The sequence below is a fragment of the Streptomyces mexicanus genome (genome assembly GCF_902506575.1).
GTDB classification, from domain to species: domain Bacteria; phylum Actinomycetota; class Actinomycetes; order Streptomycetales; family Streptomycetaceae; genus Streptomyces; species Streptomyces mexicanus.
This window is the reverse complement of the sequence record NZ_LR732544.1, coordinates 6222542-6229778: the sequence shown is the minus strand read 5'-3', so window position 1 is coordinate 6229778 and position 7237 is coordinate 6222542. Positions and strand designations below refer to the sequence as shown.

4 protein-coding genes and 2 pseudogenes are annotated in these 7237 nt (G+C 76.5%); 5 read left to right on the top strand and 1 reads right to left on the bottom strand.

The features are described from left to right. The 5 genes and pseudogenes from GV126_RS37375 to GV126_RS27820 form a co-directional block, all read left to right on the top strand. The coding region (locus GV126_RS37375) for a DUF6643 family protein (RefSeq protein ID WP_328707369.1) at positions 1-170 on the top strand (170 nt) is incomplete at its 5' end. 41 nt (positions 171-211) lie between these two features. Next, positions 212-1036, top strand: coding sequence for an MOSC domain-containing protein (locus tag GV126_RS27840; RefSeq protein ID WP_159671913.1), 825 nt, complete (start codon positions 212-214; stop codon positions 1034-1036). A gap of 177 nt (positions 1037-1213) precedes the next feature. Beyond that, positions 1214-1819 (top strand): Rv1733c family protein, encoded by a 606-nt coding sequence (locus GV126_RS27835; protein ID WP_159674181.1) that lies wholly within the window; start codon positions 1214-1216, stop codon positions 1817-1819. A gap of 124 nt (positions 1820-1943) precedes the next feature. Continuing rightward, a pseudogene (locus GV126_RS27830) lies at positions 1944-3449 on the top strand (right-handed parallel beta-helix repeat-containing protein); the annotation flags it as partial. A 462-nt stretch (positions 3450-3911) separates the two neighbouring features. Beyond that, positions 3912-4847 (top strand): annotated as a pseudogene (locus tag GV126_RS27820) (AAA family ATPase); the annotation flags it as partial. Here GV126_RS27820 and GV126_RS27815 read toward each other — a convergent pair. Next, positions 4817-7144: a lipase family protein gene (locus GV126_RS27815; protein ID WP_236570304.1), complete on the bottom strand. Its 2328-nt coding sequence runs from the start codon at positions 7142-7144 to the stop codon at positions 4817-4819. The pseudogene GV126_RS27820 and the gene GV126_RS27815 overlap by 31 nt on opposite strands. Positions 7145-7237: the final 93 nt, after the last annotated feature.

The window sequence follows — 7237 nt, the reverse complement described above, 5'->3', positions numbered from 1 at the left end:
TCCCGCAGCAGGCCTCCGGGCCCCGCGGGTACCCGGGCCCGCAGCAGCAGACCCCGCCGCGCCCGATGACGGGCGGCGCCGGGTACGAGGCGATGCGCCCGGCCGCGCCCCGGCCCGCCCCGGCGCCCTACCAGGACCCGTACCAGAACCAGCAGTACCGCGGTTACTGATCCGCTCCCGGCCCGTCCGTGCCGCCTGGCAGGATGAGGTCATGGGGAACGCGGAACTGCAGTCGCTGCACATACACCCGGTCAAGGCGTTCCGGGCCACAGGGCTCCGGGAGGCCGTGGTGGAGCCCTGGGGGCTGGCCGGGGACCGGCGCTGGGTGCTGATCGACGACGGGGGAAAGGTCGTCACGCAACGCCAGCAGCCGCATCTCGCGTTGGCCGCCGCCGAGCTTCTGCCCGGCGGCGGCCTGCGTCTGTCCGCGCCCGGGCAGGACCCGATCACGGTGCCCGTGCCGCCGCCGGGCGCCACGGTGACGGTGCAGGTCTTCGGCGACAAGGTGGAGGCCGTTCCGGCCGGCGCCGCCGCCCACGCCTGGTGCAGCGCCCTGGTGGGCGCGGGCACGCGGCTGGTGCACATGGACGATCCCGCCACACGCCGGCCCGTCGACCCCACGTACGCGCTGCCGGGCGAGACGGTCAGCTTCGCCGACGGCTATCCGCTGCTGCTGGCCTCGCGGGCGTCGCTGGACTCGCTCAACGCGCTGATCGCCGAGGGCGACCGGGCCGAGGAGGGCCCGGTGCCGATGAACCGGTTCCGGCCGAACGTCGTGGTGGCCGGTGCGCCCGCCTGGGCCGAGGACGACTGGCAGCGCATCACGATCGGTGAGGTCGTCTTCCGGGTGGCCAAGCCGTGCGGCCGGTGCGTGGTCACCACCACCGACCAGGCCACCGCCGAGCGCGGCAAGGAGCCCCTGCGCACCCTGGGCCGCCACCGCCGCTTCGGCGGCGACCTCGTCTTCGGGCAGAACCTGGTGCCCGAGTCGACCGGCACCATCCGGGTCGGCGACCCGGTCACCGTCCTCGAATGAGGGGTGCGGACGATCCGCGTGCGGCGGCGGGAACCCCGTACGCGGCACGGTCGTTGGGGTCTGGTGAGAGTTTCCTGAGAGCCCCCGGCCGAGGTGATTTCGCTCTCTCTTCGACCGGGTTCGCCGATGACGGGCTCCGCCAGGGGTTATCACGGAGCAGGAAGGGGGGTGCGGGACGTGCGAGCGATCAGCGGACTGTGGCGCTGGCGGCGCAATCCGCTGCGGCGCACGACGGATCTGGTCGAGTCCTGGGTGGCGTTGGCGGCCCTGCTGCTGGTCCTGGTCGCCGCGCCCGTGGTCGGTGCGCTCGTCGGATCCGCCGCCCAGGACGCCCTGCAACGCGCGGTGCGCGAGCAGCGGCACACCCGGTACGTCGTCACGGCCACCGTGGTCAAGGAGCTCGACCGGCTCACGCCGGACCCGGATCCGGAGATCTCCACCGGGCGTGAGCTGCGCCACCGCGTGGCGGCCGACTGGACCGCCCCGGACGGCACGCGGCAGCACGGCCCGGTCACCACGAGCCTGAAGTCCCCGCATCCGGGAGACCACTTCCCGGTGTGGACCGACCGGCACGGGCACCTGGCGATGCGCCCCCTGGACCCCGCCACGGCCACCACCCACGCCGTCCTCGCCGGCCTCGGCACGGCCCTGCTGACCGCGGGAGCGGTGGAGGGCATACGCAGGCTGATCGTCTGGAGTCTGGTCCGCCGCCGCTACGCGCACTGGGACCGTGCCTGGGAACGCGCCGGTCCGGACTGGGGCCGTACCGGAACCGGCAGTTGACCTCCTTCGGACTCCGGTCAACCTGCCCCCGACGCGCACGCTACGGTGGACCGGCCGACCCAATCGGCAACGACCCGCACACGAGCGAGCCGTCAGTACGACGAGGTGGGGACACAGCAACGCCATGGCACAGGGCACGGTCCAGGTGACGCACACCGGCACGTCGCGGTGGCGGCGCCGCGCGGGTGAGTACGCATCGCTCGCCGCCGCCCTGGAGGCCGCGGCGGACGGCGACGTCCTCACCGTGGCCCCGGGCACCTACCGCGAGAACCTCGTCCTCCAGCGGGCGGTGACCCTGCGCGGCCCGGAGGGCTCGCCCGGCTCGGTGCGCATCGCCCCCGTGGACGGTGTGCCGCTGACCGTGCGGGCCTCGGCGGTCGTGCAGGACCTGCACGTGGAGGGGCAGGACGCCGCCGCGCCCGCGCTGCTGGTGGAGGAGGGCGCGGCCGAGCTGCGGAACGTGCGGATCGTGACCCGGTCCGCGACGGGCGTAGAGGTGCGCGGCGGCGCCCGGCCGACGGTGCGGCAGTGCACGGTGGACAATCCGGCCGGCATCGGCATCGCCGTGCTCGACGGCGGTGGCGGGGTGTTCGAGGAGTGCGAGGTCGTGGCCGCCGGGCAGGCGGGTGTGGCCGTCCGCGGCGGCGCCCACCCGCGGCTGGAGCGCTGCCGGGTGCACCACGCCTCCGGCGCGGGCATCACCGTGACCGGGGACAGCTCCGCGCTCGAGGCGGTCGGCTGCGAGGTCTACGAGGTACGCGGCAGCGGAGTGCAGATCACCGGCCGGGCCACCGCCCACCTCACCGACTGCGACGTGCACCGCACCACGGCCGACGGGGTCACCCTCGACACGGACGCCGTGCTCACCCTCGCCGACTGCCGGATCAACGACATCCCGGAGAACGCGGTGGACCTGCGCTCGCGGTCGGTGCTGACGCTGACGCGGACCACGGTGCGCCGCTTCGGGCGCAACGGCCTGTCGGTGTGGGACCCGGGCACCCGGGTGGACGCCAACCAGTGCGAGATCTTCGACAGCACCGGCGACTACCCGGCCGTGTGGGTCAGCGACGGGGCGACGGCGGTCCTCGACTCCTGCCGGGTGCACGACGTGCCGGACGCGCTGTTCGTCCTGGACCGCGGCTCCCGCGCGGACGTCGTCGACAGCGACCTGTCGCAGGTGCGCAACACCGCCGTGTCGGTGAGCGACGGCGCCACCGCGCAGCTCGACGACTGCCGGATCAAGGACGCGGCCACCGGCGCCTGGTTCCGCGACCACGGCAGCGGCGGCACGCTCAACAACTGCACCGTGGACGGCACCCAGACCGGCGTGATCGTCACCAAGGGCGCCGACCCCACCATCGAGCGGTGCACGGTCGACTCCCCCACCGAGGCCGGCTTCTACGTCTCCGCCGGGGGCCGGGGCAGCTTCCTGGGCTGCCGGGTGACCGGCAGCGGCGGCTACGGCTTCCACGTGATCGACGGCTGCCGCACCACGCTGCGCAGGTGCCGTACGGAGCGGGGCGCACGCGGGGGGTACGAGTTCGCGGACGGCGGGCCGGACGCGGCGGGCGGCTCGGGCCCCCTGGTGGAGGACTGCACCAGCGACGAGAGCGGCGGGGGGCGCCCCCCCCCCCCGCGGGGGCGGGCCGGGGGCGGGGGGGGGGCGGGGGGCGGTCGCCCGACCGGGGGGAGAAGAGGGGGCGGGGGGCCCGCCCGGGGGCGGGGGGGGGGCCCGGGGGGGCGGCGGGGGGGGGGGGGGGGGAACCGCCCCGCCCCCCCCCGGGGGCCTGCCGGCCGGGCGGACCCGCCGCATCAGCTGGTTCGGTGACGTGGCGGAGCGGGCCCGCAGGCGGCCCGCCTCGGCACGGGGGACGCCCGGGGAGGCGGCGGCGTGCCGCATCGTGTGGGCGAGGGCGTCGAAGAACCCGTTGCGCCGGCGGCCGGGGGCGGCCGCCGGGGGGGGGGGGGGGGGGGGGGGGGGGGGGGGGGGGGGGGGGGGGGGGGGGGGGGGGGGGGGGGGGGGGGGGGGGGGGGGGGCGCGGCCCCGGGGGGGGGGGGGGGCGCGGGGGGGGGGGGGGGGGGGGCCCGCCCGCCGGTCGCGCGGGAGACGGCCGTGCAGACGGCGAGCCCGTCCGCGGGCCTGCTGGGTGCCGTCCCCGGGCAGCGCGCCACCGAGCAGGCGCCGCTGCCGCCCGCGCCGGAGCCGGAACGGCCCGCGCGCACCGCGCGGGACGTACTCGGTGAACTCGACGCCCTGGTGGGCCTGGACAGCGTGAAGCGGGAGGTCCGCGCCCTCACCGACATGATCGAGGTGGGCCGGCGCCGGCAGCGGGCGGGCCTGAAGGCCGCCTCGGTCAAGCGGCATCTGGTCTTCACCGGTTCACCGGGCACCGGCAAGACGACGGTCGCCCGTCTGTACGGCGAGATCCTGGCCTCCCTCGGGGTGCTGGACAAGGGCCACCTCGTCGAGGTGTCCCGGGTGGACCTGGTCGGCGAGCACATCGGCTCGACCGCGATCCGCACCCAGGAGGCGTTCGAGAAGGCGCGCGGCGGGGTGCTGTTCATCGACGAGGCGTACGCGCTCTCGCCGGAGGACGCCGGGCGCGACTTCGGCAAGGAGGCCATCGACACGCTGGTGAAGCTGATGGAGGACCACCGGGACGCGGTCGTGGTGATCGTCGCCGGCTACACCGCCGAGATGGAGCGCTTCCTGTCCGTCAACCCCGGTGTGGCCTCCCGCTTCTCCCGCACGATCACCTTCAGCGACTACGGTCCCGAGGAGCTGCTGCGCATCGTGGAGCAGCAGGCCGAGGAGCACGAGTACCGGCTGGCTCCGGGGACGGCCGAGGCGCTGCTGAAGTACTTCACGGAGATCCCCAAGGGTGCCGCGTTCGGCAACGGCCGTACCGCGCGGCAGACCTTCGAGGCGATGGTCGAGCGGCACGCGGGCCGGGTGGCGCAGCTCGAGGACCCGGACACCGACGATCTGACGCTGCTCTACCCCGAGGATCTGCCCCCGTTGCCCTGAGGTCCGGCGTCCTCCTGCCGCTCGGTGCCCGTCGGCCCGGTGCCGTCCGGATCCGTGGGCTGCCCGGTGCCGTGGCGCGGTGCCGGCACCTCGGGGTGCAGCCGGGCCAGCAGCCGGCGGCGTTCCTCCGCGAAGGCCGGGTCGGCCTGGTAGTCGGAGTGGCCGAGGATCGGCTCGGGCAGCGGATGCCGGGCGGTGCGGCCGTAGACGAGCGGGTCTTTCAGGGGGGCGCGGTCCACGGTCGGGCCGCAGTCGCCGGGCAGCCGGACGGGCCCGCCGATGGGGTCGGTGAGCCGGTAGAGGTTGCGCCAGCAGACGATGTCGCGGTGCAGGCCGACGAGGGCCTCTTGGCCGAAGTGGGCCGGGAACCAGCGGCCGTAGAGCCGGGTCAGCGGGGAGCCGTAGGTGAGCAGCGCGACCCGCCGCCGCACGGACGGCGGCAGCTGCCAGGCCGCGGCGGCGGCCAGCACGCTGCCCTGGGAGTGCCCGGACAGCACCAGTCGGCCGCCCGTTTCCCGGGTCCAGGTCGCCATCCGCCAGGTGAGGTCGGGCACCGCGCGTTCGGCGTAGCACGGGGGCGCGAAGGGGTGCGCGGCGCGCGGCCAGAAGGTGCCGACGTCCCACAGGATGCCGATGGTGCGCCGGGCGGAGGCGTCCTTGTAGGCGCGCTGGCCCCAGGTGACGAAGACGATGAAGCCCAGCCCTATCAGCCAGGAGCCCAGGGCCTGCGCGGTCTCGGCCGCGCCCAGGACGGGGGCCTGCAGGCCCGCGGCGGCCCGGGCCGGGGTGCGGCCGGGGCCCAGGGCGCCGACGACGGCCGCGGCACCCAGCAGCAGGGCGACGGCGGAGACGACGCCGGCGACGAGGGGCGCGTCGTCGGTGAGGGTCGCCACCGCGCGGACGCGGGCGATCTGGCGGGTGCGCCGGGCGTCCAGCGGCTCGTCCGGGTAGTCGCGCGCGACCGCCGTGCGCTCGGCGCGGGCCCGCCGCAGGGCGCGCCCGGCCAGCCGGCCGCACAGCACCAGCACCACCACGAGCAGCGGCGGGATGACGGAGGCCTGCCAGGTGAGCAGGACCGGCGGGCCGGGCAGGGCGGTGCCGGTGCCGTCCAGCCAGTCGGACACCCGTTGCGCGACTCCGCCGGACATGACGCCGCCCAGGGCGCAGGCCAGCATCGCGACCACCGGCCCGCCGAGGCCGCGCAGCGCGGCGGGTGAGGGCGCGGCGTCGCTGCCCGCGGCGGCCCGGGAGGGCGGACGGTGGGCGCGGTGCAACAGGTGCGCGGTGACGCCGAGCACGACGACCAGGAAGCCCTGCACCAGCGTGATGGCGCCGAAAGCGGCATCGCCCTGCAGCCGGCCGGTCGAGTGCCAGCCGGGGCGGGACCAGCCGGCGTACAGCGCGGCGAGCGCGAGCAGCAGGAGGGCGCCCAGCGGCAGGCGGCGTACCAGGGGGCGGTCGAGCTGCCGGTCGAGGCGGTGCTCGCTGCGGCCGCGCCGGCAGACCACGCCCACCACGACGCCCGCCGTGACGGCCAGGGCGGCCTGCAGGAGCCAACCCAAGGGGTCCAGTGCTTCCAACCCGCCGGGGCGGCGGTCGGCGTGCGCGGCAGGCAGCGTGAGGGCGGCGGCCACGGTCAGCAGTCCGGCGGCGGTGTGGGCGGCGCGCAGCCGGGCCACCAGACGGCGCCCGTACCAGAAGCCGGGCCGGGCCAGCGCGCCGCCGGCGGTGTCCTCCTCCGGGTCGGATCCCGGGGACAGGGGCTGCTGGGACTCGTAGGCGCTCCAGGTGCGGTGCGACAGGTACCACAGCAGGGCGGGGAGGGCGCCGGGCACCAGCGCGGCGAGGACGAGCCTGCGGCCGGGCGTGCTCCACCAGCCGCCGGCGGCGGGCGAGAGGAAGCCCAGCCAGGAGTGGCGGGCGGCACACGCGCGCGTGCCCGCGCACTGCCAGGCGATCAGGTCGAGTGCGGCCTCGCAGGCGGCGGCGACGAGCAGCACGGTCAGGGTCAGGCCGCACAGGCGGACCAGCAGGCCGTACAGGCGCACGGTGCGGCGGCGTCCGTGCGCGCAGGGGCGCATCCAGTGGGCGAGGTTGACCACCATGAACGGCAGCAGCAACAGCCACAGGGCGCGGCTGCCGTTGCCGGAGGTGAGGTTGCACCAGACGTAGGCCTCGGGCACGGGGGTGCTCCGGTGTCCGCCGGGCCGCATCTCGGCGTCCACGTCGTCGGCCCGCCGGTAGACGGCCGCGGTGTCGTCGCCGGTGACCCGCACGGTGCGCGGGTCGTCGAGCATCTTGTCGGGGGTGGTGCCGCCGACACCGTGGACGAGCAGTTCCAGATCGGCCGAGGCCGGTTCCGAGGGCGCGGGCGGGGCGGCCGGGCGGGC

Excerpts from the sequence above, each read along its gene's own strand:
- GV126_RS27840 (WP_159671913.1), top strand. The coding sequence starts at position 212 with ATGGGGAACGCGGAACTGCAGTCGCTGCACATACACCCGGTCAAGGCG.
- GV126_RS27815 (WP_236570304.1), bottom strand. The coding sequence starts at position 7,144 with ATGCTCGACGACCCGCGCACCGTGCGGGTCACCGGCGACGACACCGCG.